Annotated in this window: 29 protein-coding genes and 1 pseudogene; 19 read left to right on the top strand and 11 right to left on the bottom strand. The window is 44.5% G+C overall.

Annotated elements, in window-relative coordinates; all coding sequences use genetic code 11:
• Positions 1–35: 35 nt before the first annotated feature.
• A complete protein-coding gene (locus A8F94_RS10430) occupies positions 36–1,217 on the bottom strand; it encodes an SDR family oxidoreductase (RefSeq protein ID WP_077247692.1) in 1,182 nt (393 codons plus the stop codon).
• 398 nt (positions 1,218–1,615) lie between these two features.
• Here A8F94_RS10430 and A8F94_RS10425 point away from each other — a divergent pair, with 398 nt between their 5' ends.
• The 4 genes and pseudogenes from A8F94_RS10425 to A8F94_RS10410 all read left to right on the top strand — a co-directional run bounded on the left by A8F94_RS10425 (position 1,616) and on the right by A8F94_RS10410 (position 4,995).
• Positions 1,616–1,852, top strand: coding sequence for a hypothetical protein (locus A8F94_RS10425; protein ID WP_139070065.1), 237 nt, complete (start codon positions 1,616–1,618; stop codon positions 1,850–1,852).
• A gap of 348 nt (positions 1,853–2,200) precedes the next feature.
• Positions 2,201–3,041: pseudogene (locus A8F94_RS10420) on the top strand (hypothetical protein).
• Positions 3,042–3,058: 17 nt separating this feature from the next.
• Entirely contained in the window at positions 3,059–4,399 is a 1,341-nt protein-coding gene (locus A8F94_RS10415) for an MFS transporter (RefSeq protein WP_066199408.1), read from the top strand.
• A complete protein-coding gene (locus A8F94_RS10410; protein ID WP_066199405.1) occupies positions 4,396–4,995 on the top strand; it encodes a short chain dehydrogenase in 600 nt (199 codons plus the stop codon). The genes A8F94_RS10415 and A8F94_RS10410 overlap by 4 nt, the downstream gene beginning before the upstream one ends.
• 37 nt (positions 4,996–5,032) lie before the next feature.
• Here the strand turns inward: A8F94_RS10410 and A8F94_RS10405 are convergent, their stop codons facing one another.
• The gene (locus A8F94_RS10405) at positions 5,033–6,346 is read right to left on the bottom strand and encodes a helix-turn-helix domain-containing protein (protein WP_066199401.1); all 1,314 of its coding nucleotides are present in this window, start codon (positions 6,344–6,346) and stop codon (positions 5,033–5,035) included.
• 191 nt (positions 6,347–6,537) lie between these two features.
• Here A8F94_RS10405 and A8F94_RS10400 point away from each other — a divergent pair, with 191 nt between their 5' ends.
• From A8F94_RS10400 to A8F94_RS10355, 11 genes are all read left to right on the top strand, one after another.
• Positions 6,538–7,017 carry an NADPH-dependent FMN reductase gene (locus A8F94_RS10400; RefSeq protein ID WP_066199397.1) on the top strand — a complete coding sequence of 160 codons (480 nt, stop codon included), beginning with the start codon at positions 6,538–6,540 and terminating at the stop codon, positions 7,015–7,017.
• Between the two features lie 12 nt (positions 7,018–7,029).
• The gene (locus A8F94_RS26360) at positions 7,030–7,152 is read left to right on the top strand and encodes a hypothetical protein (RefSeq protein ID WP_302621305.1); all 123 of its coding nucleotides are present in this window, start codon (positions 7,030–7,032) and stop codon (positions 7,150–7,152) included.
• A 60-nt stretch (positions 7,153–7,212) separates the two neighbouring features.
• Complete coding sequence (locus A8F94_RS10395; RefSeq protein WP_066199393.1) at positions 7,213–7,563, top strand: YkgJ family cysteine cluster protein; 351 nt, start codon at positions 7,213–7,215, stop codon at positions 7,561–7,563.
• A 551-nt stretch (positions 7,564–8,114) separates the two neighbouring features.
• The gene (locus A8F94_RS10390) at positions 8,115–9,098 is read left to right on the top strand and encodes a DMT family transporter (protein ID WP_066199391.1); all 984 of its coding nucleotides are present in this window, start codon (positions 8,115–8,117) and stop codon (positions 9,096–9,098) included.
• Positions 9,095–9,844, top strand: a complete 750-nt coding sequence (locus A8F94_RS10385; RefSeq protein WP_066199386.1) for a CPBP family glutamic-type intramembrane protease — start codon at positions 9,095–9,097, stop codon at positions 9,842–9,844. The genes A8F94_RS10390 and A8F94_RS10385 overlap by 4 nt, the downstream gene beginning before the upstream one ends.
• 121 nt (positions 9,845–9,965) lie before the next feature.
• Positions 9,966–10,181: a spore germination protein gene (locus A8F94_RS10380; protein WP_066199384.1), complete on the top strand. Its 216-nt coding sequence runs from the start codon at positions 9,966–9,968 to the stop codon at positions 10,179–10,181.
• A 68-nt stretch (positions 10,182–10,249) separates the two neighbouring features.
• Positions 10,250–10,492, top strand: a complete 243-nt coding sequence (locus tag A8F94_RS10375; RefSeq protein WP_066199382.1) for a spore germination protein — start codon at positions 10,250–10,252, stop codon at positions 10,490–10,492.
• Positions 10,493–10,507: 15 nt separating this feature from the next.
• Positions 10,508–10,750 carry a spore germination protein gene (locus tag A8F94_RS10370; protein WP_066199380.1) on the top strand — a complete coding sequence of 81 codons (243 nt, stop codon included), beginning with the start codon at positions 10,508–10,510 and terminating at the stop codon, positions 10,748–10,750.
• 24 nt (positions 10,751–10,774) lie between these two features.
• On the top strand, positions 10,775–11,242 hold the full coding sequence (locus A8F94_RS10365; RefSeq protein ID WP_066199378.1) for a hypothetical protein: 468 nt from the start codon (positions 10,775–10,777) through the stop codon (positions 11,240–11,242).
• Positions 11,243–11,385: 143 nt separating this feature from the next.
• Positions 11,386–11,862 carry an Hsp20/alpha crystallin family protein gene (locus A8F94_RS10360; RefSeq protein WP_066199376.1) on the top strand — a complete coding sequence of 159 codons (477 nt, stop codon included), beginning with the start codon at positions 11,386–11,388 and terminating at the stop codon, positions 11,860–11,862.
• 15 nt (positions 11,863–11,877) lie between these two features.
• Positions 11,878–12,702 carry a hypothetical protein gene (locus tag A8F94_RS10355; RefSeq protein ID WP_066199374.1) on the top strand — a complete coding sequence of 275 codons (825 nt, stop codon included), beginning with the start codon at positions 11,878–11,880 and terminating at the stop codon, positions 12,700–12,702.
• 380 nt (positions 12,703–13,082) lie between these two features.
• Here the strand turns inward: A8F94_RS10355 and A8F94_RS10350 are convergent, their stop codons facing one another.
• The 5 genes from A8F94_RS10350 to A8F94_RS10330 all read right to left on the bottom strand — a co-directional run bounded on the left by A8F94_RS10350 (position 13,083) and on the right by A8F94_RS10330 (position 17,250).
• Entirely contained in the window at positions 13,083–13,553 is a 471-nt protein-coding gene (locus A8F94_RS10350; RefSeq protein ID WP_066199372.1) for a hypothetical protein, read from the bottom strand.
• 81 nt (positions 13,554–13,634) lie between these two features.
• A complete protein-coding gene (locus tag A8F94_RS10345; protein WP_066199370.1) occupies positions 13,635–14,369 on the bottom strand; it encodes an ABC transporter ATP-binding protein in 735 nt (244 codons plus the stop codon).
• Positions 14,366–15,064 (bottom strand): ABC transporter permease, encoded by a 699-nt coding sequence (locus A8F94_RS10340; RefSeq protein WP_066199364.1) that lies wholly within the window; start codon positions 15,062–15,064, stop codon positions 14,366–14,368. The genes A8F94_RS10345 and A8F94_RS10340 overlap by 4 nt, the downstream gene beginning before the upstream one ends.
• Before the next feature lie 385 nt (positions 15,065–15,449).
• Positions 15,450–16,310 carry a substrate-binding domain-containing protein gene (locus A8F94_RS10335; protein WP_066199362.1) on the bottom strand — a complete coding sequence of 287 codons (861 nt, stop codon included), beginning with the start codon at positions 16,308–16,310 and terminating at the stop codon, positions 15,450–15,452.
• On the bottom strand, positions 16,303–17,250 hold the full coding sequence (locus tag A8F94_RS10330) for a helix-turn-helix transcriptional regulator (RefSeq protein WP_066199360.1): 948 nt from the start codon (positions 17,248–17,250) through the stop codon (positions 16,303–16,305). The genes A8F94_RS10335 and A8F94_RS10330 overlap by 8 nt, the downstream gene beginning before the upstream one ends.
• Before the next feature lie 267 nt (positions 17,251–17,517).
• Between A8F94_RS10330 and A8F94_RS10325 the strand changes: the two genes are divergently transcribed.
• The 3 genes from A8F94_RS10325 to A8F94_RS10320 all read left to right on the top strand — a co-directional run bounded on the left by A8F94_RS10325 (position 17,518) and on the right by A8F94_RS10320 (position 18,878).
• Complete coding sequence (locus A8F94_RS10325; RefSeq protein WP_066199357.1) at positions 17,518–17,826, top strand: hypothetical protein; 309 nt, start codon at positions 17,518–17,520, stop codon at positions 17,824–17,826.
• Positions 17,827–17,898: 72 nt separating this feature from the next.
• Positions 17,899–18,057 carry a hypothetical protein gene (locus tag A8F94_RS25715; RefSeq protein WP_175384391.1) on the top strand — a complete coding sequence of 53 codons (159 nt, stop codon included), beginning with the start codon at positions 17,899–17,901 and terminating at the stop codon, positions 18,055–18,057.
• Positions 18,058–18,227: 170 nt separating this feature from the next.
• Entirely contained in the window at positions 18,228–18,878 is a 651-nt protein-coding gene (locus A8F94_RS10320) for an FMN-dependent NADH-azoreductase (protein ID WP_066199354.1), read from the top strand.
• A gap of 450 nt (positions 18,879–19,328) precedes the next feature.
• Here A8F94_RS10320 and A8F94_RS10310 read toward each other — a convergent pair whose 3' ends face one another.
• Positions 19,329–20,111, bottom strand: coding sequence for an undecaprenyl-diphosphate phosphatase (locus A8F94_RS10310; protein WP_066199346.1), 783 nt, complete (start codon positions 20,109–20,111; stop codon positions 19,329–19,331).
• Between the two features lie 694 nt (positions 20,112–20,805).
• Here A8F94_RS10310 and A8F94_RS10305 point away from each other — a divergent pair.
• Entirely contained in the window at positions 20,806–21,969 is a 1,164-nt protein-coding gene (locus A8F94_RS10305) for an FtsW/RodA/SpoVE family cell cycle protein (RefSeq protein WP_066199342.1), read from the top strand.
• A gap of 171 nt (positions 21,970–22,140) precedes the next feature.
• On the opposite strand, the gene A8F94_RS10300 is transcribed toward A8F94_RS10305, so the two are convergent.
• Genes A8F94_RS10300 through A8F94_RS10290 form a run of 3 tightly spaced genes read right to left on the bottom strand, consistent with a single transcriptional unit; the run spans position 22,141 to position 25,786 of the window.
• Positions 22,141–23,211 (bottom strand): Ger(x)C family spore germination protein, encoded by a 1,071-nt coding sequence (locus tag A8F94_RS10300; RefSeq protein ID WP_077247651.1) that lies wholly within the window; start codon positions 23,209–23,211, stop codon positions 22,141–22,143.
• On the bottom strand, positions 23,198–24,289 hold the full coding sequence (locus A8F94_RS10295; protein WP_254660843.1) for a GerAB/ArcD/ProY family transporter: 1,092 nt from the start codon (positions 24,287–24,289) through the stop codon (positions 23,198–23,200). Before A8F94_RS10295 ends, A8F94_RS10300 begins: the two co-directional genes overlap by 14 nt.
• 24 nt (positions 24,290–24,313) lie before the next feature.
• Positions 24,314–25,786 (bottom strand): spore germination protein, encoded by a 1,473-nt coding sequence (locus tag A8F94_RS10290; protein WP_066199336.1) that lies wholly within the window; start codon positions 25,784–25,786, stop codon positions 24,314–24,316.
• Positions 25,787–25,804: the final 18 nt, after the last annotated feature.

Raw genomic sequence — 25,804 nt, 5'->3', positions numbered from 1 at the left:
AAGGCATGGACTGCAGTGAGCCCATGCCTGATAACTTATTCGGGATTTGGAACGGGTTTTAGCACGACATGGTCGCCTGGTGGCGTCGGTCTGTATTCAGTCCTCACATCTGTTCTATGTTTAGGAGAATCGTTTGAAGCATTCCGTTTGTTTCTCGTGACCGCCCATAGCGATGCCCCGGCACCAGCCAGGGCCAGTGCAGTGACGAGCGGACGCTTGGTTGCTTTGACATACCAGCTTCTTTCCCGGATCCAGCCAGAGTTTGTCCCTCGTTCTTGCATTCCATAGCCAGGCTTGTACAAAGCACTTTCCTCGCGCGGATTGGATGGGCGGTCGTCATGCTGGGTTCTGAACATTGTTTGCTCCATCCACTTGTCCATGAGACGGGGAGCAAGCCTGCCAAATGCAGCAATAAATTTCGCCTGGGAGCCCACGTACATATCCCGCTTAGGATGGCCTGCCGCAAAGAGAATCGCCTCAGCTACTGCCTCCGGAGCATACATCATTCCGACATGGGAAGGCTGTTTTTCCAAATAACTCACCGCATGCTCATTGTAAGGCGTATCAATCCTCACAGGGTGAATCAATGTCACCGATACAGGCGCCCTTTCTTTCTCCAGCTCCATCCGCAGGTTTTCTGTAAAACCATGCAGCGCAAACTTGGCTGCCGAATAGGTCGACTGAACAACAGTACCCCTGTCCCCGAACAAACTGCCGACATTAATAAGCGCACCTGGCACACCCCGTTGTTTGAAATGCTCAACTGCCACTCTGGACCCGTACACCGCACCCCAGAAATTCGTATCAAACATACGCCGCATGTCTTCTATTTCCACATCAGTCGCTTTTCCAAAAATAGAAACCCCGGCAGTATTCACCCACGTGTCAAAGCCGCCATATACCTCAATTGCAGTATTCGCAATTCTTTTCACATCATCCTCGCTGCCCACATCGGCGACACAATAGGTGGACAGGCCGCCCTCAGCATTTATCTCGCTGACCAGCTCGAGTAGGGCTTGCTCATTTCTTGCCGCCGCCACAACCTTTGCGCCTTGTTTCGCAGCCATCCGAGCTGTAGTCAGGCCAATTCCACTCGATGCTCCTGTTATGACAATTACCTGGTCTTTAAGTTTTTTCAGTTTCAATTTAGTAAATTCGTTAGCATTGGATTCCTCGATTGATTGATCAGCTGAAGGCAGTTTATGAAGGCCTTTCAATGAATCCACTTCAATCCCTCCTCATAGTTGGTGAATACCTTTAACCATTTACCCGGCCGCAGAGGGAGGTAACCATTGGAAAAGTGGGGGCGGGGACGAGCGAGGTGTTGGAATGAAATTGGCAACTAAAATGGATGGGGAATTGGAATAAATAGGAAAATGGGATGAAGAGCGAAAGGATGAATGATAACTTGGGACTTGGAACGGGGTGAAAAATTTTTAAGAGAGGAGATTGGTAACATTTCGAGCTCTTAGGAGGTTCAAAATGTAATCAATAAGCTGTATTGGCATCGCTTCGGGCTCTGGAGAGGTTCAAAATGTAATCAATAAACGGTTAAAGGATGGTGTGAAATGTCATTCATAGTATGTTTAGTTCCCGATACGTCGAAGTGCCTGGAGTGGAAAAAGAGCAGCGGAGGAACTACTTATCAACAATTCAACTGAAACAAAAAAAGTCAGAAAAGTCACTTTATCCCCAAAAACAACCCCTTCTTATCCACAAAACCACAGGAAAACCTGCTTATCCACAACCAAAATGTCTCAAAGTGCGCAGCCTTTTGATTATTGGGCGTGGGTATCCACATTTTGTGGATGAGCGGAAAGCACCGCCATTTGCGAAAAAAGATGTGGATTAACCCATTTCCGGGCAGCAGAAGATAGAAAGCATCAGTATACGAAAAAGATTACATAAAGACAATACTAAATTCTCTAAATTTGCGGGAAAGCGTTCCAAATTTACGGATAAGCCATTAAATTTTACGGATAGGCGCTCTTAATTTACGGATGAGCTATTAAATTTTACGGATAGATGTGCTGCCCGTCCCAAAGTGTGGTCTCCCATTGAACAAACGAAAGGTTAAATCACGAAATAAAAAAACTCGAAAATGAGCAGTTAATTTCGTCCAATTTAACGTATTTTTGTTTCATATCAGCAAGTTTATAGTTTTAGTGTGATCAAAATTAATCGCCAGGGGGGCTTATGTATGGAAAATTTCATTTGTTCAAATTGCGGGGTGCAATACGAAAGGTCAACTCACTTTCCTGAAAGCTGCATCATTTGTTCTGATGAACGGCAATATGTGCCGGCCAGCGGGCAGAGCTGGACAACACTTGAACAGCTGCTGAACGGCAGTTACAGAAATGTTTTTCAAAAAGCTGAGGAAAACCTGTATACGATCAAGACTGAACCTCAGGTAGGAATTGGCCAAACCGCCTATATCATTAAAACCGAATATGGAAATTTCCTATGGGATTGCATTACGTTTTTAGATGTTGAAACGAAGCAGTTGATAGACGGCATTGGAGGCCTTAAAGGGATTGTTCTTTCACATCCCCATTATTACAGTTCGATGGTGGTGGGCGGATGCCTTTGATTGCCCAATCTATATCCATTCTTCGGATTCGGAGTGGATAACAAGGAAATCAGGGCGGTATATTTTTGGGGAAGGAGAAAGCATTGAACTCAATCCTGAACTGACTGTCCTTAGATTGGGAGGGCACTTTGATGGCAGTTCGGTCATGCTTTGGAAAAATGGATCAAATGGAAACGGCTCGCTGATGGTTGGAGACACGATTTTCATTGTGCCTGATCCAGGCTGGGTCAGTTTTCTGTATAGCCATCCGAACCGGATTCCATTGGCAGCTTTTGAAGTGGAAGAAATAAGGAATAAATTGCTGGACGTTAACTTTGAAAGTTTGTATGGCGCCTTCGGCAATTCAATAAAAAGCGGCGGGAAAGAAGCGGTGATGAAATCCGCTTTAAGATACATTTTCCATGTAAATAGAAAAGCACCGCAAGAAAAATCAGTTGGCATTATTCTTTAGGGGGAAGGGGTGGGAAAATGGGTTCACTCACAATCCAGGCTGCGAAACAAAGAACATTACCAAAAAAGCTTGTTTTAGTTACCTTTTTACTTGGTATTTTTATGGGAGCCCTCGACAATGGAATTGTAGGCCCGGCATTAAGCTCAATTAATGAGCATTATGGAATCGCTGCTTCATGGGGAGTCTGGAGTTTCACCATTTACACGTTATTCTTTTCGGTCAGTATTCCGGTAATGGGGAAATTGTCTGACCGGTTTGGAAGGAAAAACGTATTTACGGCAGGAATTCTTTTATTTGCAATAGGATCACTTCTATCAGCCATTTCACCAAACTTTGCATTTTTCCTGGTCGGGAGAGCAATCCAGGCAATAGGTACCGGAGGGATCTTTCCGATTACTGCCGCGCAAATCGCCGCATCCTATCCTACTGAGCAAAGGGGCAAATACCTTGGTTATATTGGAGTCATTTTTGGACTTGGGAGTATTTTGGGCCCAGTTGCGGGCGCAGGAATTATCGCCTATCTTCAATGGCAATGGATTTTTCTTATCAACATCCCAATTACTTTGATCATCCTGCTGCTCCTGACGAAAGTCGAAATCGAACAACAGCTAGTAAAAAAGCCAATCGACAGCTACGGCATTGTGCTACTCACAGCATCGATTCTAAGTATCATGCTTGGCATAACGATCGAGAATCTCGTCTTAATTGGAATTGGTGTTGCCATATTCATACCCCTAAGCCTTGTTGAAAAGAAAGCAAAAGATCCAATTATGAATATGAAGTTTTTTGCGAATAGAAATACGTTGTTCATTTTGCTTCTATCCCTTGCATCAGGCTTTATTATGGCTACGACCATCAACCTGCTGCCTATGTTTGGGGAAGAGATTCTGGGACTTAGTAAGGGAGAAGCGGGAATCGGTGTAACCCCGCTGGCGGTTTCGTCTATGGTTGCCTCGCTAGTCGGCGGAATTCTGGTTGATAAAATTGGTGCCAGGAACGTATTGTTTGCAGGCTTCTTGATTACACTTGTCGGCGGCTTATCCCTATATTTGTTAGTGAGCTCCGTTATCACACTCATTTTAACAATTGTGGTTATGGGGTTTGGAATTGGCATTATCATCGGTGCGCCATTAAATGTCATGATTATGCAGCATATTGCGCTGCAGGAAACCGGATCGGCAATTGGCTATTTAAGTTTGTTCAGATCAATGGGCTCAACAATGGGGCCGACTATAGCGGGCATTATCCTCATAACATTCACTAACGGCTTTACCTTCGTTTATTTGGCAGTTGCAATCTTGTCGATGGTCAGTTTGGTTTTACTGGCAACATTAAAAAGAGTGGAGGTTCAGAGATGAGAATTCTACAAATCGGCGCGAGTGGCACGATTGGAAAAGCAGTAGCGGAACATTTGGGCAATCGGCACGAAATCATTTCAGCAAGCCGTACTGGCGGAGAGGTTTATGTTGACTTAACTTCACCGCAGAGCATCAAGGACATGTACGCTGAGGTGGGGAATGTAGATGCGGTTGTCTGCACCGCGGGAGAAACCTATTTTGGAAAAATTGACGAGCTGACTCCTGAAAACAATGATATCTCGATTCAAAACAAGCTGAAAGGGCAAATGAATGTAGTTCTGCTGGGAATTGACTATGTGAATGATCGGGGAAGTTTTACCCTGACAACCGGGATTATCATGGACGATCCGATTATCGGCGGAATATCGTCGGCCATGGTAAGCGGAGGCTTAAAGTCATTCGTCAGGGCAGCCGCAATTGAAATGCCGAGGGGTATCCGGATTAACACAGTCAGCCCAGGTATTATTGCGGAATCCATCAAGAAATATGGCCCATACTTCCCGGGCTTTGAACCAGTCCCGGCCAGCAGGGTTGCTTTGGCTTACCAAAAAAGCGTCGAGGGCGGGCAGACCGGCCGAACATATACAGTCTATTAAGAATTGCGGCCAACTTTTTAAGGTTGGCCGTGATTGTTTAAAATTCGAACGGCAGTCCTTCTGCTACCAGCTGCTCATCGCTCTTATGTTTCTTTTCAAGATTATATGCCTGTTTGAAAAATGAGGAGGCCTTTTTGTATGCCTGCCTTTCATGAAAATAAACGCCAAGTTCCGAGGCCAAATATTTTCCGAGTGCAAGGTCATCCTGTTTTATACAGTATGTAAGCAGCTTCTGCATCTCTTTTTCATATTTATCGTCTAATTGCTTGATTTTATAAGTGAAAATTTCGAGCAGCATCATTTCCTGGTCAAAGAAAACCTTTTTGTATTCCCTGGCAACGCCCCGGGCAAGTTCAAGATAATGATCGGCGAGATCCCATTCTTTTAGATGAATATGGATTTCAGCGAGCCGTTTATACCCTCTGATTGCCTTTTCGGGAAAAAGGTCTTTGACTATCTCGATAAACTCTTTGTAATACTTGATAGATTCCGGATAGTTTCCCTTCATTTGAAAGACCCTTCCAAAATTAAAAACGATTGAGGACTTTAACCTAAGGTCATTGTCTGTGTGGGAAACAAGATTCTGTGCTTCGAAAGTGCACTCTAGCGCCTCATTGGGTTTGAATATGGAAAGGAACTGGATAGCCCGGAACAATAGGATTTTCACCGTCCTGTTTGCATCACCGGCTTTTTTCATAAAATGATAGGCTTTTTCCGAATACGCAAGAGAAATGGCTTTATCAACGGTAATCCTTTCATGTACAAGGCTGAGATTGTAATAGACCCTCCCTTTTTGCCAGTCATCGTCGGGAAGATGCTTTTCCGCTAGTAAAAAATAATCATGGGCAATCTGAAATTCGTATAATTCATAATGCAGAACGCCGCAAGCAAAGACGTAATAATAGATTTCTTCCTTATCGGTATCGCCATTCCCAAGGTTCACGACTCGTTTTGAAAGAGTATAGGCTTCCTTCGCTTCAACAAACCTTGAATCGCTGTAAAAAAAACGGATTAATACGGAAAAGACCATAAGTAGCACCTTGTTTGATTGCATTTCCGTTGAAAGCAATTTCAGCAATGCAATATCGCTGTCACTAAGGATTTTCTTTTTCCAATAACCATATAAAATGCGTCTTGCTCTTTCTTCAATATCTGGAAGAGAAGATGGTTGCAGTAAAATGGCTGGTTCAATCCCGAACCTATCGGCGATTCTCCCTAAAAATTGCTCTGAAGGCTTTGTTTGCCCATTTTCTACCTTACTCAAGTAAGCAATCGAGGCAATCCCATCCACTAATGCATCTTGAGTCATATTCTTAAAGATTCTAAGTTTTTTAATCCTGTCCCCCACCATGATTACGTCCCCCGATCCACTAGCGTACACTTATTATATTTCATAATTTTGGAAATTTGCACTTTTAGTTAAATGCATACTTCAAAAACATTGATTTTTTTCAAAAAATTTTATGAAATTTAACGAGTTTTTCTTTTCTCATATAAAAAATAAAATAATCTTAGAAACCAATTATGAGGAGTGGAGATGGAATGAAGAAAATCAATATTGTTGGAATCTGCGGAAGCCTTAGAGAAAGCTCAATTAACAAACAGCTTTTAACATGTGTAGGCAGAGCATTACCAGGTGATTGGACATTTGAGCTAGCCGACCTTTCAGACATTCCGTTATATAACACCGATTTGGAAGAGAATCTGCCCATTGCTGTCAAACGGCTTGCAGAAACAGTGGGGAATGCTGACGCAGTTATCATTAGTACCCCAGAATACAACTCTTCGGTTCCAGGCGTTCTAAAAAATGCTGTCGATTGGCTTTCCCGCCCGGCAGCCGGGATGCCATTATCAAACAAGTTGGTAAGTGTAATCGGAGCCACGCCCGGAATGCTGGGAACCGTCCGCGCGCAGTTGCATCTGAGGGAAATTCTTTTTGCACTGAATGTACAATTACTGCGAAGGCCGGAAGTGCTGATTCCCCAGGCTTCCTCAAAATTCACCGCAGACGGCGAGATTTAAGATGGCAGGACGTTGGAAGCCCAGCAGAATCTGGTCGCTGCACTGGTTATGGAAATCGGGGAAGAGACGCACAGTGTGATGATGAGCAAACAGGGACTGGCGGAGTCCAAAAATAAAAACTTCGTAAATTCGTAACTTTATAGAAACAAGAACGTCAAAAGCAGAAGAATAATTTTCCGGCGAAAGGAGATTCCAATGGTTCAAACTCTTCCTTGCGAGGGATGCAGAGGCCTTTGCTGCGGCCCTGTTCCAGTTACCGAAAAAGAACTGAAAAGGATTAAAAAGAGGATTAAGAGAATGCCGGCAAAGATGCGACTCTCCTTACAAACACAACAGCGATTCACAGGCACGTGCATTTTCTACGATCAGGAGAATGATAGATGCGGTATTCATGCTGACAGACCAGAAATCTGCCGAAAATTTGGCTATTATCAAGGGCTGGTTTGTTTTCGACAACCAGAACTCGCAGTTAAGAAATTGCAGCTTTCTGATGATGAACCGGTTGGCGTTCTATCAATAGATTTTAAATGGGACTATTTTATCTAAAGAATTTTGCTGTATAAGCTTTAGTGTCCTTTAGCATGGTCATAAAACCATTTAAAGAACGCCACCGTGTTTCGCGGGGAGTGATTCGTTCGGTAAAGCTAGTTTAATGGACGGAACATCGTTTTCCGGGGAGTGATTCGTCTAATAAAAGTAGTTTAAAGGACGGAACTTCGTTTTGCGAGGAGTGATTCGTCCGGTAAAGCTAGTTTAATGGACGGAACCTCGTTTTCCGGGGAGTGAATCGTCCGATAAAAGTAGTTTAATGGACGGAACTTCGTTTTCCGAAGAGTGATTCGTCCGATAAAGCAAATTAAAAGACGGAACTTCGTTTTCCGAAGAGTGATTCGTCCGATAAAGCAAATTAAAAGACGGAATTGTGTTTTGCGAAGAGCGGTTCGTCCCGTGTACCAACGTTTCTAGTACATTATGGGGCTGTCCGATAAAGGGGAAATGTCCACGAACCGATGGACCCTGAACATGTATCACTTTGAACACAATCAACTAACCAACAATCTGCTTGCCTCGTACAGTGTGCCGGCGGAAGGTTGGAAATGAAAGAAGGGGTAGGGTTGGCGAAACATATCGTTTATGTGGCAGCAATTGCGAATGCAGTCATTGTTGGTTTATCGTTCTTGTTTACGAAAGTTGCATTGGAAGCGACATCTCCAATTGAAACACTTGGGTATCGATTTTTAATTGGCTGGATTGCATTAAGTGTTTTTATGAAAGTGACTGGCAAAAGCGGCAAGCTTTCACTAAAAGGGAGAAGCAAGAAGCAACTAGGTTCATTGCTGGTGCTGGCATTGTTTTACCCAACATTGTTTTTCAGCTTTCAGGCGCTGGGGCTCAAATTTACATCTTCAGCCGAGGGCGGCATCATAATCGCTTTTTCCCCGGCCGTTACAGCGCTACTGGCTGCCGTCTTTATTAAGGAAAGAGTAAATGTCATGCAATCCCTGTTTATTTCTTTATCGATTTTTGGAGTCGTCTTTGTTTTTGTGATGAATGGCGTGGCATTCCACTTGTCAATCAGCCATTTGATAGGGATCGGATTATTGATTCTATCAACTATTGCCCTGTCAGGCTATGCAGTGCTGACCCGTTTTTTATCCGATTCTTTTTCACCCATCCAGTTAACCTACATCATGGTCACGTTCGGCTTTATCTTCTTCAACCTTTCCGCTATCGTTGTAAAAATTTCAGAAGGGAAGGCGGCCGATTACGTTAAAAATCTTACTCACCTTGATTTCATCCTCTCAGTCTTGTTTTTGGGCATTTTTGCGACAATGCTTACCGCTTTTTTATCGAACTTTATCCTTTCTAAATTAACGGCCTCCAAGATGAGTGTTTTCTCTAACCTTTCAACCGTCATTTCAATTCTAGCCGGCGCACTGTTTTTGCATGAGGATATAAGGTTTCATCATATCCTTGGCTCATGTTTTATCATCCTCGGGGTTCTCGGGACCAATTTTTATAAAACAAAAAAGCCGACGACTTTACCAGCCGTACAAAAGAAAAAGGAGGCCATTTCATGAATGTCAACTACTCAATGAACAAGGGTGCATTGGTTGAAAAAAGCACGCACAAAAGGGTGTACTTCTCTCTGATCTTGAGGTCCTTGTTATTTATTGTGACAGGTTTTGCAATTGTAGGGATTGTTGCGCTGGCGGGCTTTGATAACCCGATTAAAGCGGCAGAGAAATGGTGGCCATACCAGGCAATCGCCGCAAACATCCTGACATTTTTTATCATAAGGCACTTTTTAAAAAAAGAAGGCCTTTCCTACAAAAGCATGTTTGCCGGTCCGCCTATCAGAGGATGGAAGAAGGTTCAGGAGTATGCAATCCTGCTGGTCGCTGGAATAGTGGGCGGGGCGGTCCCGTTGTATGTTTCTTCCTATTTAATTCTTGGTTCATTCATACCGCCCGCCACCCATTTTCAGGAGCTGCCTGTCTTGTTTGCGGCAATTGCGTTAATTGTTTTTCCATTGACAAATGCCTTGGTCGAGCTGCCGCTCTATATTGGGTATGCACTCCCGAGGTTAAGCGGAAAAACTTCTGCTTTATTACTGGTTAGCCTGGGGCTTGCCTTGCAGCATGCATTTCTGCCGCTCGTCTTTGAAGCGGATTATATGCTCTGGCGTGTTGTAGCCTTTATCCCGCTCGCCATCATTGTCGGGTTTATTTTTGCAAAAACAAAAAGGCTGTGGCCGATAGTGGTCGTTCACTTTCTTATGGACCTTCAATTGGTCATACAGATATTCATTAACTCAATAGGGTGAATAGGGGGAGGCCGCCGGATTTCGGGGGCTTCCTTTTGATTTGTGGACAGCCGGAACAGGGACATAACGAGGGCTATCATCATATATAGGTAGAGATAGGTATCCTTGAGAGGGTGAAGGCATGAAGAATAATATCATCGTCCACCGGATGAAAACGAATATCATTTCCACAAACGGCAACATCAACCTCGGTTCGACGCTTCAGAACAGCCATACGAGCAATATAAAAGCGACCGGGGCTTCCTGGTCATTCGGCGACCAGTCCAATGTGTATGAACTGAACGAACATAACAAGTCTATCGACGTATCCAAATCCCAGCAAAGTGAAGCGCAATAGGGCATTTTTTTAACCAAAAAGGCAAGTTGGGCATATACATAACCAACCAGATGCAGGGAGGCGAGAATATGCCCGTAAATATCAACATATACAGCATTAAAATAAACAGTATCTCCAATAATGGCTCCCTCAATATAGGCGACGCCCTCCATAACTCGCCCACAGCGAATACAAAATCTCAGGGGACCAATTCGTCCTACGGGGATACTTCACCAACCACTTCCGGTATGGAAAATGTCTTCATTGATCCAGATGTTAACGATCAAGGCGATGTTGCGAATCCAGCCAATGTCAACTCAAAGCAGCTTTAATGAGAGGGGTACACCATGCCTTATTTTATAAATATTTTTAATATAAAAACGAATGGAATAACCCATAATGGAAACTTTGATATCGGTGCGACCATCCATAACAGCCATACGGCCAACACAAAGTTCATCGGGGCGAATTTCTCTTTAGGGGACATATCGCCATCCACATCTCTTATGGGCAATAATCATATCGATCCAGATGTAAGTGACCAGGATCAAATTGCGAATCCTTCAATGCCAATCAGCAATCAGTTTTAACATGTTAAAAGGGGGGAACCGAGCATGCTGCCGTTTCTTTTTCCAAAAGGCGGGCTGCCTAAATGGCTTGGCGAAAATTATTTAAATAATGATATTCAAAAATACGTACATGACATGATCGAGAAGTCAATGTCAACGGCAATGAGCCAAAAGTCGATGATTGAGGAGGCGGTCGCACAGGAGCCTGAAACAAAGCAGGAATCTGGCTCCTATCCTATGACTGCCAGCATATTTGAAAGCCATGAGCATGTATATGTGAGGCTTTTTATCGAGGACGAAAAAGTACTGGCAAACCTGAAAATCTACCACAATACCAATCAGCTTATGATTGAAGGGCTTCCCGGTGCAGTCGAAAAAACTGTCTTTACACTGCCGTCGCTTGTAAAAATGAAGGACACGGTTTCGGAATACAAGGACCAGTATTTGCAGATCAAAATGAAAAAGCGCCAGGACCCGCAAATGACCGAAGTCGCCGTCCCGATTGTGGAATGAAGGATAGGCTGATGGGGACGATTCTCGTTTGCCAAAGTGATGGCAAGGGTCAGACCCCTTGTTAAGGGTTCGGGTAGAAAACTTGGAATCCGTCCGGGCAATTTGACGGAAGGGCATAGTTTCATTCAAAGAGGTGGACGGATATGGATTTTGAAAAAATAAAACAATGGATGGAAATCACACAGCAATATCAGAACGGGAAGTTTTGGGAGATGGTTTTTGAAGAGGATCGAATGGATGGAATGGAGGGCATGCTGGCAGAGGCGGAAAGTGGCGTAATCAAGCCAAAGAGGCAATCCCGACCCGCTGATTTTCCAAGAACCGATATTTTTCTGACCGAAACAGATGTGATCCTCCTAATGGAAATTCCGGGTGCCATGAAGGAGGATATTGCCCTGTCAGTGTCTGGCACGAAGCTTTTGGTAAAAGGAATCCTCCAGCAGCCGATGATCAACGGAATGGCCGTCCGAAACGAGCGGAAGTACGGAGAATTTCAGCGCACCATCGAGCTGCCCGAGCCGACAGAAAGCCGGGCAATTCATGCCAGGTTTGAAAATGGCCTCCTGATTATTACCTACGCCCGGAAATTCACAAGAGAAGAACCAATCATGATTCGGTAAAAGGCGGGGATAACGATGCCTTTCAAAAAACAAACGCAAGAGGATACGGTACTTGGCAATGTCCAGCAAAAAACAGCTGACCTTGAAAGGCAATTAAAGCGGATAAATACGTTGGAAGTTGAAATAAAGCGGATTGGGCAAATCGAAAAGCAGCTCGGCTTGATGAAGCTGAAAAGCAACGAGAGCAAAAAGGATAGGGAGATAAACCGGATTGTTCAGGAAGCAGTTAGGGCGGAGCTTGGTGCGATTCGCCGGTCTATGAAAGAAGAGCTTCGTGCCGAACTCGAGCCGATTCGTCGTTCAATGCACGAGATGTCTTCCCGTCTTTACCAAACGGAAAAGCGCCTTGCCGAAACAGAAAAGGAATTGCAGGTGTGCAAAGATCTGTTGAAAGGGATTGTGGAAGGCAGTAAAACGAGAGAAGGAACATTAGAGCCTGATGGCGGCTATGCTGAACAGTTGCAGAGCGGTAATAGCTGTGTCGGTGAAGCTTATGGCAGTGATTCAGGGGAAATCGGACAGAAATCCAGTGCTGAACAAGCGGGGATGAACAATCATCGGCCAATCATCATTTATCATCAATTCAAGGTTGATAAAATGTATGTCGACCAATTTGACCAGGAAAATTCATTCCGTAACCTCGGAATCAGGGAGCTTTCCGGAAACTTGAACATCGGCACAACCTTCGAAAAAGGGATGGTGCCGGCTGAGTTCCTCGAAGAGTGGGAAAAGGTTACCCAAAAGCTAAAAGAGAAAAAGGAAAAACTCAACCAGTCTGAAGAAGACGAAAAGAAAATGGATAATAAAAAGGGAACCGATAATGAAAAGGAAACTGAATAACGATCGGAGACCACGGCGTTGAAAAGGGAATTTGGACGCTGTTTTTCCTGTTATCCACCGGTTTTATCCACAAAATCACAGGAAAACCACTTATCCACAGCACCGCTAGAGAATTTTGATGGAACCGGCAATACATGTCTAGCTTTATTGGAACCGTTTCATGTGCAAAGAACGTACGAAATGTGCCCAATAGGGAGTATCGGGCACGTTTTAGGTTCGAAAGACAAGTGAAATGTCACCAATAACGCGTATTGGTACCGTTTCAGGCTAGGAAGGGGTTCGAAACGTCTCCAATGATTAGCATAATTAACTGGGCTTTTTATTTTTACTGAAAAATAACAGTTGAGATCCCGGTACTATCTACGCCAGCTTCCCCTGCTTTATTCAATCTGTTCCAGTTTGGTCTTCCACGCTTTCAACAGCTCGCTATGAAACTTCTTCGGCTGTGAAATCCACGTCCATTGGATGGCATGATCGGGAGTTGGAAGCTTTTGGCCATGCCGTAATCGAATCTTTTCATGGTGAGAATAGTGTGCATAAATGACGGTTGAACGATAACCGTCCCCCGAACGCCGCATTTGGATATCCTCAATCTCGTCCCAAAACACCTTGTTTCCGTTGTAATCAACCACCACGCCTTCATCATCCCAAAAGAAACCTTGTCCATTGATTCTATTCCGAAACAAATACAGCCCAATGGACAGGAAGAAAAGTCCCATGATCATTAGAGCTGCAAAACCTGACAAATTCGAGCGCAGTCCGTCCAAATCGGATAAGGGCATCAGCAAAATGCCGATTCCAATCAGAATAAATACGATCGTTTTATAAAGAGGCGTTTTAAAAGGCTTCATTCGATTATCTCCAATTAAAAGGATAACTGGCTGAGAACAAGCTCCTGGCTCTAACCAAATCCGGTAAACCAGAAACGTACGTTATCCGGTGTATTTTTTCCAGACTTCGAGGAAGGGGGCGGATTGGCTGTTTGGCTGGTCGATGATTTCCTGGGTTGGACCGGTCTGTGTGATTTCACCGTTTACCATAATCGCAAGCCTGGATGTCAAAAATTTTACTTCCATGAGATCGTGGCTGACGAACATTGCTGTCGTTCCGGAGTCGGCAAATATTTCGCGGAAGTCTTCCATCAGCTTGATTTTTGTCGGAAAGTCGAGTGCCGAGAACGGCTCGTCCAGGAACAAGATTTCCGGTTCAATAATCATCGCCCGCGCAATCGATACACGCTGCGCTTCACCGCCAGACAAAAACCGGGCGTTTTTTCGGGCCAGATGGCTGATTTGGAACCGATCCATCCATAGCTCCACGCGCTCGTTGATTTCGCGGCGGGCTAACCTCCTCAGCTTCAGCCCGACTGCGATATTTTGAAAAACTGTCGTGTCCAAAAGCAGGGGCTGCTGCAGTGCAATCGAAAACCTTCTCCGCAGCTCAAGTGACGCTCCGCCTGCAGGAACGGGCTCATTCTTGTAGGAAATAGTTCCGGCGACTGGCGCCTCCAAAAATGAGGCAATTTTTAAAAACGTACTTTTGCCAGCGCCGTTTGGTCCCATGACACCCAGGAAATCCCCGCTGTAAATCGTAAACTCAGGAATATCCAACACTTTTCTTTCACCAAAATAATGCTCGATATTATGGAACTGCAAGTATGGATTCATAGCGGACGCTTCCTTTGCTGAAGTGTTGTCAGGAATAAAGTAATCATGAATGCCAGTGTCATCAGGATAAACGACAATGCAATCGCTACATCAAAGTTTCCCTTGCCGACCTCCATTACAATTGTCGTGGTCAGGATGCGCGTATCACCCTTGATGTTGCCGCCGACCATCATCGCTGCGCCAACCTCGGAAATGACGCGCCCAAACCCTGCCATGACAGCGGCCAGGATTGCGATGCGCGTTTCTTTTATCAGCAGCCAGAGTGTTTGAACTCTTGTTGCCCCGAGAGCCTTTATTTGTAAAATAAGCTTTGGATCTAGCCCCTGGAACGCGGATGCCGTCAGGCCAGTCACGATAGGGAGTGATACCAGGATTTGCGCAAGCACAATCGCGGTCGGCGAGTAGAGCAGCGACAGGTCGCCAAGCGGGCCCGAACGCCACAAGAGCATCGTAATAGTGAGACCTGCGACAACTGGCGGGATGCCCATTCCGATGTTGATAAATACCATCACAACGCGGCTTCCGCGGAACTGGGTAAGTCCAATCAGCATCCCGAGCGGAATCCCGACAAGCGTACTGAACAGAATCGCCCGGAAACACACCTGAAGAGTCAGCAACGTAATTTCTATAATCTCACTGTCACCCGACAGAATCATCTCAATCGCTTTTCTAAATCCATCAACAATCAAATCCATCGCAGCCAAGCCTTTCTAGTTAATAGGGACAAGCAGTTTGTATGAGTAAAGGTGTTTTGGTGCGCTAAAATAAACGTCTTATGCGTATTAATAATGGCCAGAGGAAGAAAGTCTAGTGCGTTATAAGGCCAATCAGGCCTCTTATTCTATTTAACTATAAAACATTTCTGAAAGGAAGTTGCCCCTGGCATGACGTGCGAATTGTTAAGTCAATCTCTTAAATAGGATACCCCCGTCCTTGGCGAAAACGGGGGCAAGTTAAGGGAAGGAGTCCCTCTATAGAAACAGGATAGGGTTTTTCCTGAACTCTACCATTTAAGTGGGCAAACAAGTTATCCTCGGTTACCTCGTTTTGGTTAATGAGAACCGTCCCGGTTTACAAAACCTATTCGGTGTATTTGAAAAATAGGGATTGGCCGTATTCTTTTTTGCCGAATTCCTCGATTGTGTTTTGAGTATCGTCGGCGATCATGAATTCGACGAATTGTTTCGCACCTTCAGAGTTGATTTTGTCATTTTTGTCAGGGTTCACCTGCATGACGTGATAGATATTTTGCAGGTCTTTGTCGCCTTCAACAATGACCACAACGTCTTTCAAGTTCTTTTCCTGCGCAAGGAAGGTCGCGCGGTCAGTCAGGGTGTAGCCTTGCTTTTCGGATGTGATTTGCAAAGTTGGGCCCATGCCCTGGCCAGTGGAGACATAGTTGTCGCCAGCCGGAGTGATGCCAAGATTCGTCCAAATGCCGAGCTCTTTCTTGTGAGTGCCGGAGTCATCGCCGCGGGAAACAAAGATTGCTTTTGAATCGAATAGCTTCTTGAACGCTTCCCCAGTCTGCATACCTTTTATACCAGCAGGGTCGCTGGACGGGCCAACGAGGATGAAGTCATTGTACATAACGCGCTTGTAGTTGGTTACATCACCAGCGTCAACTAGCTCTTTTTCGGAGGCAGGGGAGTGTGTCAGAAGCACATCCGCTTCGCCTTTTTTACCCATTTCAAGTGCCTGGCCAGTACCAACCGCAATTGTTTTTACATTGGCATTATACTTTTCTTCAAAAATCGGAAGCAGCTCGTCAAGCAGGCCGCTGTCTTGGGTGCTGGTTGTTGTTGCGAGAATCAATTCCTTCGGCTCGTCTTTCTTTTCCGGTTCCTTTTTTGCGCCAGCTGTTTCGTCCGAGTTGCCGCATGCGGCAAGGGCGAGAAGCAAAAGAGAAATGATGATGTGCAAATAACGGTTTTTAAGCATTGACAGATTCCTCCTGTTGTTTCGTTTGGAATAGAATGCTGCCGAGTTCTGTGATGTCATAGCCTTCTAGGTCGGAAAGGCTCTTTTTAAATTCTTTGCTTTGTAAAAATAGAACAAGTTTAGCGAGCGTCTCTCGGTTTTCATCTGTCCAACGGAACACGAGGTCGAATTGTTCCTTGGCAACCGGGATAAAATCAAGGCCGAGATGGCCCGCCGCTGAGCGAATTCCGAACGCAACATCGGCTGAGCAGCGGGAGATATGAGAGGCGGTCGACAAATGTGTCCATTCCTCTGTTTCGTAGCCATTGATGGCGGAAGGGTTAATTCCGCTCGCGAGAAGCTTCGAATCCAGCAGGAAGCGCGTCCCGGATCCTTTTTGACGGTTGATAAATCTGACATCCTTTCGGGTAAGGTCATTGAAATCGCTGATGCTCTTTGGATTTCCTTTTGCAACAATAAATCCCTGCTCCCGAGCCGCAAACCTGACCACACTGATTGTTTCATAAACAAACAGCTGATGGATAAATGGCAGGTTGTATTGATGAGATGTCGGGTCAAGCAAATGCATCGCCGCAATATCCGCTTGTCCGCGGTAAAGCATCATCAGCCCCTCAAGGCTTCCGATGTATGTAGGTTGAACTTGGACCCCAAGCGTTGCCGACGCTTCTTTTACAAGATGCTCGACAAGAAAATCATGGCTGCCGGCGAGCCGCGCCTGAATTTGCTGGAGTGTGCCGGGCGTGGCGGTTTCCTGTACCGGTTTTCGGACAGGCGCCTTCATCGATTCCTTGTATCGTTCAATTTCTTCGTGTTCAATCCGCATTTTATTGCCGACCTTGAATGCCTGCAGCTCACCGCGCTTGATCATCTCGTAGACGGTATGCTTTGATATTTGAAAAATTTGAGCTACTTCATCCGGTGTATACGCTTTAATTTCCACGGAAGAAGCCTCCTTTAATTGGGTTTGGTTTAGTTTATAACAATGGCCATTTGATTTGATAGTTTCATAGTAAACGATTTCAAAATAAAGCGGAAGTGAGTTTTGTTACAAATCGTTGAATTTTATGTAGTTTTGTTAAGTTTTGTTTAGTTTTATTTGGTTTAGTTTTTGAAATAGGCATAGGAAGGGATTTTAATAGTAAAAGAGAATTCTTACAAAAGTGTGTAAATTATAATAAAATCCCCAAGCGGAGACAGGGGAAATGATATGAGAAAAGTACTTGTATTGGTTATGGTTGCTTTTATGACAGGCTGTTCTGCACCAACTCTTCAAGAAGCACTCGAGGATTCAGGCCGTGAAGATACAGAGGTTTTGTATCAGGATGACGAGAACCAAATCGCCATATTTGCAAGTAATGATTTTGCGGGTCAGAGGTTTATCACCATGAATACATTCTCCAAATCAAATCGCGGTTACAGATACGATGGAAATGGCGAGAATGCGCAATACATTGAGGACACAATCGGTTTTAAAGTTTTGACTATCAGCCAGCCAGGAGATCTTGAGGACTGGTAGATTTGGGGCTGGGCAAATATACCGGAAGCGCACAGTGTCAGCTATTCCCTCAAGGATGAAGCTGGGCAACAATTGTTTGAGGATGTGGCCAAGGTTAATGATAAGAAAGTTTTTATAGAAAAACTTCCAACAGAAGATTATGTGGAGCACTCTATTTTAGAGTATAAGTATTTGGACAGTAATGGGGACGTGCTTTTTGAGGACTCTTTCGGTGGAGAAGCCGGAGAGTAGACTAGGGGCGTTTGCATACGGCATGTAAAAGCCGGGTTTGAGAGCGTCGACCCATTTTTCCAAAAAAGTCCTTCACACAATGTCCATATTCGTCACTGATTGTTCAACGATGCACAGATGGTTTTTACTATAAAATGAGAGGTAGTATACAAAGGAAAGGGATGTTTTTAATGGCAAAGCTTCTCTATGTAACGGCAACTCCGAAACCGGACAGCAAATTTTCGAAAGGCATGCAGCTTGGCGATGCGTTTATTGAAGCGTTCAAGCAAGAGCAGCCGGATGTTGAAATTACTCATATGCACCTTTATGACATGGATATCCCGAATATTGATATGGATATGCTTTATGCCCGCGCCAAACTTAGCTTTATGGGCAAGAAATTCGACGAGTTGTCCGAGGGTGAACAAAAGGCAATCTCCTCGATGCATGAGTTAGCGGATCAGTTCATCGACAATGATTACTATGTGTTTGTGTCGCCGATCTGGAACCTTGGTTCACCAGCGGTTTTGAAGGCGTTTATGGATAACCTGTTCATTGCCGGGAAGACGTTCAATCCAGACCCAGGCAACCGCCATGGCCTGTTGACTGGCCGCAAAGCGATTCACCTGCAAACACGCGGCGGCATTTATTCGGAAGGCCCGTTGAAGGATTTAAACTTTGGCGATCAGTACCTGACAACCGCTCTAGCCTTCCTTGGCATGGAAGTCCTGCCGACCGTCTATGCGGAAGGCGTCGACCACTTCCCGAAAGAAGTACCGGCCATCATGGAAGCAGCCAAAGAGAAGGCCGCAGCAGCCGCACGCGAAATGGCCCGGGGGTAACGGGACGGTGTTCTTATAAAAAAGCAAAACTCGCCAACTATCGGCGAGTTTTTTTATAAAATATCCGGGTCTAGTTCAAAATAGAAAGATTCTCATTAAGACGGCTATTATCCAATATGGAATTAGAAAAATCGCGAAAGTTAGTAGGACTTCAATAAATCTTATTTGTTGTCTTTTCTTAAAATACTGAATGAGCATCGGAATCGAACCAATCGCATTTAGTATGAAAGAACCCATCAAAGCATTAACTAGCCAGTCGTTTTTCCCAGTGGACATATAGTATCCCAATGCCATTGAACACCACAGTAAGAAATGTATGGGGATATAGGCAGAATTGTATCTGTACAGATATAACACAGGGTTCCTCCTTTAAAAAGGGAAAGAATCCCCCAAATGAATTAAACTATTTTTTACACGAAAACCGGAACCATCCGCCGCACCCAGCGAGATTCAAAACTTCCCTGTAAACTGGAACGCCAGGACAGCCACGCCCAAAATCCATACATAAATTGCGAAAGGCTTCAGCGAATGATTTTTCAAATAGCCGATCATCCACTTTATTGCGATATAGCCGAAAATCGCCGACGAAATGATTCCGACAACCAGCGCGGAAAGTGAAATTTGTTCGCCAGTGCCTTCCATCAAATCAAGAGACTGAAGGAGCACCGCGCCGACAATAGCAGGGGTGGAAAGGAGGAACGAGAAGTAGGCAGCCGTCTCGCGGTCAAGCTTCCGCCAAAGCGCCGCAACAATCGTGAAACCGGAGCGGGAAATCGCCGGCATGATCGCGGCTGCCTGGAACAAGCCAATAATGAACGAATCCTTGTAGGAGATGTCCTCCATTTTCTTTTGGCCGTTTTTAATCGAATCAGCCATCCACAAAAACAAACCGGTAATCAGGAATTCCCAGCCGATAGTCGAACCGGTCTTTGAGATTTTGTCAATATAATCCTCGAGTGTCAATCCAACTACCACCGCCGGAATCGTACCAACCACCAGCAGCCAGGTCAGCTTGCCAAACGGGTTTTTGAGAATTTTTAAAAACTCATGCCGGTAAAAGACGAACACAGCCGCCAGTGTCCCGACGTGCAGCATCGTGTCGAGCAACAGCCCCGCTTCCTGGAGCCCAAACAAATTGCGGCCAAGATACAGATGGCCAGTTGAACTGATTGGCAAAAACTCCGTCAAACCCTGAATTAGCCCAAGGATAAACGCTTCAATTTTTGATAACATACCGAACCTCCAATACTTATGTAACATCAATCGTCCTCGATTAAAATGCTCAAGGACATTTTTACTTTCCAATTTAGAGCAAAATGTACTCGGGCGGATTGCCCAAGAACATCCGAAAAACGGTCCATCTGATTAACGTTTGAAGCGAGACAGGCCCCTACAAATATATGATGAAAAATCGCAAATATTTCGCGTGTTTAATAATAGAGAGGAAACACTAAAAGTGAATTTCCAATACACACCATTTTATTGTAGTGGGCGGCGTTTTAAGTCGTCAAGAACAAATATCGCTGAGCCAGGTTTTTTAGGAGTTCAAAAGAGGTTGAGAAGGGGCAGAGGTTATAAGGGATATTCGTGACTGTATGTGTCGGGTGAGATTTTCTTAAGTTTTTGCTGCGCGGCAATCGAAGCACCGCGAGGGGAACTATGTAGGTGGAACAACATACCAACCAGCCAATTTTAACCAGACATCCCTAAATAATTGAGAATTTCCCCGGAAGAAAATATAATGAACTATTGTAGGTACGACAAGATTCGACGTTATTAACAAAAAGGTCCACACCGGGTGGACAAAAATAAAGAATTGTCCATTTTAGGGGTCTGACCCCCAACGTGGACAAAGTAGCAAAATTGTCTTTCTTGGGGGTCAGACCCCCATCCGTACGATTTCTGCTACAAAGGAGAGTTCCGATTAATGAAGCAACATTCGAAAATTGATTATAGTTTGGCACTGATTCTCTTCTTATTGTTTTTGGCAAGCTGTGTGGCTATTTATAGTGCGCAGACAAGTTCAGGGCAGTACGGAGGCAACTTTTTAATTAAGCAAATCGTCTGGTACGCGGTCGGCTGCGGGATTATTGCTGGGGTCATTACTCTTGATTCCGACCAGTTAAAGAAGGTGACCTGGTATGCGTATGGCTTCGGCCTTCTGTTGCTGCTGGCTGTCATTATCGCTCCAGAATCGATTGCTCCTCGAATCAACGGTGCGAAATCGTGGTTCCGTGCCCCTGGCATCGGATCATTGCAGCCATCGGAATTCGTTAAGGTATTTATCATCCTTGCTTTGTCTAGGGTCATATGGGACCATAATCAGAAATATCAAGTAAAATCCATTGGCAGCGACTTTATGCTGCTATTAAAAATTGGCGCGGTCACATTCGTTCCGCTGCTGCTCGTCATGCAGCAGCCTGACCTCGGAACATCGCTTGTTTTCCTCGCGATAATGGCAGGTATGATTTTTATAGCGGGGATTACATGGAAACTTCTCGTCCCTATATTTGGTGGCGGGGCACTCCTGGCGGGAGGAATCCTCTCACTTGTCATTTGGAAGCCTGAAATACTAGAAAAATACCTCGGCGTTCAACCATACCAATTTGGCCGAATATACTCCTGGCTTGACCCATTCAACTATCAAAGTACAATCGGCTACCAGCTGACCCAATCTCTGCTGGCGATTGGATCTGGCCAAACAGATGGGAAGGGCCTTGGCAAACTTCAAGTCTATTTGCCGGAAAGCCATACTGATTTCATTTTTTCGGTAATCGGTGAGCAATTTGGCTTTATAGGCGCAAGCGTCCTGATCAGCTTGTTCTTCATCCTTATTTACCATATTACTAAGGTGGGTATGGAAACGAAAAACAACTACTACACGTACATTTGCGTCGGTGTCATCTCGATGATCACCTTCCACGTATTCCAGAACGTCGGCATGACAATTGGGCTTCTGCCAATCACGGGCATCCCGCTCCCGTTCGTCTCATACGGAGGCAGCTCGCTCATGGGAAATATGCTCGCCATAGCCTTGATATTCTCAATTCGTTACCACCATAAACGCTATATGTTCTCAACCACAGAATAACTTAGTCCCAAACCGTATAGACAGTGAAAGAAGCAAATAGAATGTCAAAAAAAGTTGAGCGAATAGAAAAAAGGGTGCCCCATAAAAAGGCACCCTTTCTAAATGTGTCCGCTGTAGGAAGACAAAAATCAAGAAAAGTCCACGAGAGGGGTCTGACCCCTAAATACTTCCCTATTGGATAACCCCGGTCTCATAGATGTTAACTTTTGCGTTTACGGTGACTTTCATATTATTGTAGTCATTTTTCTTCCATCCTTCATAATCAAAGCCACGGGTTTTTGTTTTGACGAAGTGGGTGAGGCCGATGGGATCGATTTTTTCTTTTTGAAATTGCTTAATGAGGTCCGTGCATTCTGATTCGATTTGGCCTTTGAGTGCCCGTTTTATGTCGTTAACGATCTTTTTGTCCATGTTTCTTCCAGTATACTGGTGAATCAAGCCTTTCACTTCAATATCGACGGTTAATTCATAGGGATTCCGTTTCACCAGCTTCCGCTTGTATTCCGAACTGAGGCTCTCGACAACAGCCTCTTGTTTTCCGGTTACAACCTTGATTGTTCCCTCACTATATTTTTCAACAAGCAATTTAAAATAGAATAAATCTTTCTCAGGTATCGAATATACCAACTTATCGTCTTTAAAAACCCCAATACCTGCAATCTTTACGTGATTTTTCCCCTTCAATTTTAGAATGGGAAGATAGGCACTTTTGCCGGTTTTAAAATAATCCGACAGGAACAGGTGCATATTCGTCCTTGGCAAATCCCTGTTTTTTGAATTGTGCTTGATTAGGTCTGAAATGTACGAAGCATTCCCTTTTTTTCCGAATTTTCCATTCAGTAAATCTTTCGCCTTCCCGTCTGCAATTGCAAAAAAAGCATTTGAGCCAACTCCTGGATCACGTTGGAGAGAATCTAGAACCTGGTAAACCCCATGCTTGGCAGCAAAATCCTTTCCAAACAGAGCGACCTCAAGGGAACCGCCAACTACAGGATCTGACGAGCTTTGCTGGTAAAGCCTAAAAAGATCACGGGTCGGTGAGCCTACGGCGGTAATGGTGTTGTTCTCAACCTTTTGGTCCGGAAGATAAAATGGCATGAGAGCGGTGCCTTCAATTTTTCCATTCTTGGCGGCATCATATCCAATACCGGTGACGAGAGATACATCATCAATGATTTCCTTTTGTACACACCCTGTTAGCAAAAAGGCTGCCAGTACACAATGCAGGCTACGTTTTAGCACGTTTTTTCACCTTCCTAGCCACTAGTACGGCCAAAAATAATAAAGGCAAATAGGCAAAGTTGAACCATAAACCTACCTGTCCCGTCACAGTATTAATCATGTCCACCTTGCCGCGTCCTGTAAGGAGAACAGAAACGATTAGACAAACAAGTGAAACACCAATTACCCCATTTTTTTGCCTTACCTGAAATGCCCGTTTCAGGCACCGGGTCGCTGCCCATATTCCGAGGCATATATTTGGCAAAATAATCAGGCCCCAGGTGGCAATTCCGACATATTCAAACCGTTCAACAAAAGGCATTTCAACAATCTTAAACATTGACAAAGTCGCCCAGACTGTCCGCTCTAGCTGCCCTTGGGAAAAAAAAGCAAATGAGATAATCGTAATATAGGTATAAATAAATGTCGTTAATAGTAACCCCCAATGAGCAAACTTTTGCGACTGTTGGCCATTTTTAATAAAAGGCAAATAGACTAGAATGAGTTCCCATCCAATATAGGTTAACGACATTTTAGTTGATGCTTTCGCCAAATCTTTAACCGAATGATCGAGGATCGGGAGCAAATTCGTAAAATCTGAAAAAGGGATTGTATAAAGGAACATTACGAGTATATAGGATGGAAGAATAACACTAAAAAACACAATCCCAGTCACGGTTCTGAATCCGCCGTAAATGATATAGACCGTGAGCAGTAAAAAGGCAAGCCCGAACCAAAAGGTGCTTAAATCCTGGAACATCCATACTTGGACGACTTCAATAAAAGTCCTCAGCGTCGTGATACTTGTCAGGATGCAATAAACAATAAAGGGGATTGTAAGCAATTTTCCAACTGTGTTACCAAAAGCATATTGGTGGATGGACACGATATCGCCTTCAGCGATGCTCATCATTTTAAAGGCCATCCATAAAATAGGATGGATAAGCAATCCTGCAACAATAACGGAAATCCAGGCATCATATCCCGCCTCTACAGCAATAATCCGCTGGAAACCGAGAACACCAATTCCAAATTGCATTGTGTGTACTAGGAAGAAGGTAAAGAATGTCGAGACTTGGTACTTTTCTGGTATTTTCACAGCCGACAAGCTTACCACCCCCATTTATTCGTCAATATCTTCCCTATTTTTTTTCATTACCTTTGGATTAAAGCGAACAGGATTTAACGTACGTAAAAACATTGGCCTTGTTTTTTGCCAAGTGAATGAAAGCCTTACGAGTGTATCTTTATTGTCAGCAATCCTAGGCGGATAAAAAGGCTGAAGGAAAGGACGGTTCAGGGACTTTAGCCTGATCAAATGGGTCATCATTAAGGAAAAACAAAAGACAATTCCGAGAATTCCCCATAATGAGGCAAAAAGTAAAAATGGAAAGCGTAAAATCCGCACCGCATTCCCCATTTTATAAATCGGCGTTGTAAATGAAGCGAGTGCGGCCAAAGCGACGAAGATGAGCAGGACATTACTTGTCAGCCCTGCTTCCACGGAAGCAGTCCCAATGACTATACCGCCAACAATGCCGATTGTCTGGCCGACCTTTGATGGCAGCCTGGCACCTGCTTCCCGTAAAAGTTCAATCACCAGTTCCAAAAACAGGGCTTCAAGTATAGGGGGAAGAGGAACAAGCCTTCTTGAACTGACAAGCGTGCTCATCAAATCCTTCGGAATTAATTCATAATGATAGGAAAGCACCGCCACATACAAAGGAGTAATCAGCAACGAAAACAGAATGGCAAATACGCGAAGCAATCTCAAGAATGATGCCAAAATCCAATTCAAAAAATAGTCGTCAAACGCGCTAAAAAATTCACTAAGGGTAGTCGGGCCAATGATAGCATGTGGGGAACCCTCCACAATCGCGACTACCTTCCCCTCGGACAGAACCGATACGACCCGGTCCGGCCTCTCTGTATCCAAAAACAGGGGGAACGGCGAATATTTATTATCAGATATCAACTGGACAATATACGAACTATCCACAATCGTATCAAAATCAATGGCTTTGATTCGGTCTGTCATCGTCTTCACATTTTCGGGGTTGGTTATCCCTTCAATATGAAAAACGGCAACCCTCGATTTCGAAAGCGTCCCAACCGAAAATTCTTCAATCATAAGCTCCTTTATTGGGAGGCGTTTTCGGACCATATTTGTATTCTGGGTAAGGGATTCGACAAACGCTTCTTTCGGGCCAAGGACACTGAACTCGACCTCAGGGGGAGAAATCGACCGCACATTTACCAACTTAGCTTCAAAAAGCGCAAAATTCCCTGGATCGCTATCGACAGTCAATAATAAAAAACCAAGCATCAATTTCTCTTCGACTTCAGAAAGGTCCTCTGTCAAAGTAGCTCCCGTCATAGGCACAACGGCCGGAACATCAGAAATAAACTCAAAATCCTTACCAATTAAATAAGGGAGGATACTTTTCTGGACCAGCTGCTCATCAACAAGCGTCGAAAAATACGACAGGTGAAACGAAACTCCTGTCTTTCGATTCTTGTACCTCTTAACCACAAAATCACTCGAACCCTTAATCTCCTCCGAAAGAGGAACCTCGCCCTCCGGCTTCTTCCGCACACCGAACACCCCCTAACA

Origin of the sequence: Bacillus sp. FJAT-27225 (assembly GCF_001685025.1) — a bacterium.
GTDB lineage: Bacteria > Bacillota > Bacilli > Bacillales > Cytobacillaceae > Bacillus_D.
Note: the sequence above shows the minus strand (reverse complement) of the source record. Positions and strands in the feature narration are given on the sequence as shown.

Coding starts and splice junctions, on each gene's coding strand:
- A8F94_RS10415 (WP_066199408.1), top strand. CDS start 3,059: ATGGGTTCACTCACAATCCAGGCTGCGAAACAAAGAACATTACCAAAA.
- A8F94_RS10410 (WP_066199405.1), top strand. CDS start 4,396: ATGAGAATTCTACAAATCGGCGCGAGTGGCACGATTGGAAAAGCAGTA.
- A8F94_RS10405 (WP_066199401.1), bottom strand. CDS start 6,346: ATGGTGGGGGACAGGATTAAAAAACTTAGAATCTTTAAGAATATGACT.
- A8F94_RS10400 (WP_066199397.1), top strand. CDS start 6,538: ATGAAGAAAATCAATATTGTTGGAATCTGCGGAAGCCTTAGAGAAAGC.
- A8F94_RS10395 (WP_066199393.1), top strand. CDS start 7,213: ATGGTTCAAACTCTTCCTTGCGAGGGATGCAGAGGCCTTTGCTGCGGC.
- A8F94_RS10390 (WP_066199391.1), top strand. CDS start 8,115: ATGAAAGAAGGGGTAGGGTTGGCGAAACATATCGTTTATGTGGCAGCA.
- A8F94_RS10385 (WP_066199386.1), top strand. CDS start 9,095: ATGAATGTCAACTACTCAATGAACAAGGGTGCATTGGTTGAAAAAAGC.
- A8F94_RS10380 (WP_066199384.1), top strand. CDS start 9,966: ATGAAGAATAATATCATCGTCCACCGGATGAAAACGAATATCATTTCC.
- A8F94_RS10375 (WP_066199382.1), top strand. CDS start 10,250: ATGCCCGTAAATATCAACATATACAGCATTAAAATAAACAGTATCTCC.
- A8F94_RS10370 (WP_066199380.1), top strand. CDS start 10,508: ATGCCTTATTTTATAAATATTTTTAATATAAAAACGAATGGAATAACC.
- A8F94_RS10365 (WP_066199378.1), top strand. CDS start 10,775: ATGCTGCCGTTTCTTTTTCCAAAAGGCGGGCTGCCTAAATGGCTTGGC.
- A8F94_RS10360 (WP_066199376.1), top strand. CDS start 11,386: ATGGATTTTGAAAAAATAAAACAATGGATGGAAATCACACAGCAATAT.
- A8F94_RS10355 (WP_066199374.1), top strand. CDS start 11,878: ATGCCTTTCAAAAAACAAACGCAAGAGGATACGGTACTTGGCAATGTC.
- A8F94_RS10350 (WP_066199372.1), bottom strand. CDS start 13,553: ATGAAGCCTTTTAAAACGCCTCTTTATAAAACGATCGTATTTATTCTG.
- A8F94_RS10345 (WP_066199370.1), bottom strand. CDS start 14,369: ATGAATCCATACTTGCAGTTCCATAATATCGAGCATTATTTTGGTGAA.
- A8F94_RS10340 (WP_066199364.1), bottom strand. CDS start 15,064: ATGGATTTGATTGTTGATGGATTTAGAAAAGCGATTGAGATGATTCTG.
- A8F94_RS10335 (WP_066199362.1), bottom strand. CDS start 16,310: ATGCTTAAAAACCGTTATTTGCACATCATCATTTCTCTTTTGCTTCTC.
- A8F94_RS10325 (WP_066199357.1), top strand. CDS start 17,518: ATGAGAAAAGTACTTGTATTGGTTATGGTTGCTTTTATGACAGGCTGT.
- A8F94_RS10320 (WP_066199354.1), top strand. CDS start 18,228: ATGGCAAAGCTTCTCTATGTAACGGCAACTCCGAAACCGGACAGCAAA.
- A8F94_RS10310 (WP_066199346.1), bottom strand. CDS start 20,111: ATGTTATCAAAAATTGAAGCGTTTATCCTTGGGCTAATTCAGGGTTTG.
- A8F94_RS10305 (WP_066199342.1), top strand. CDS start 20,806: ATGAAGCAACATTCGAAAATTGATTATAGTTTGGCACTGATTCTCTTC.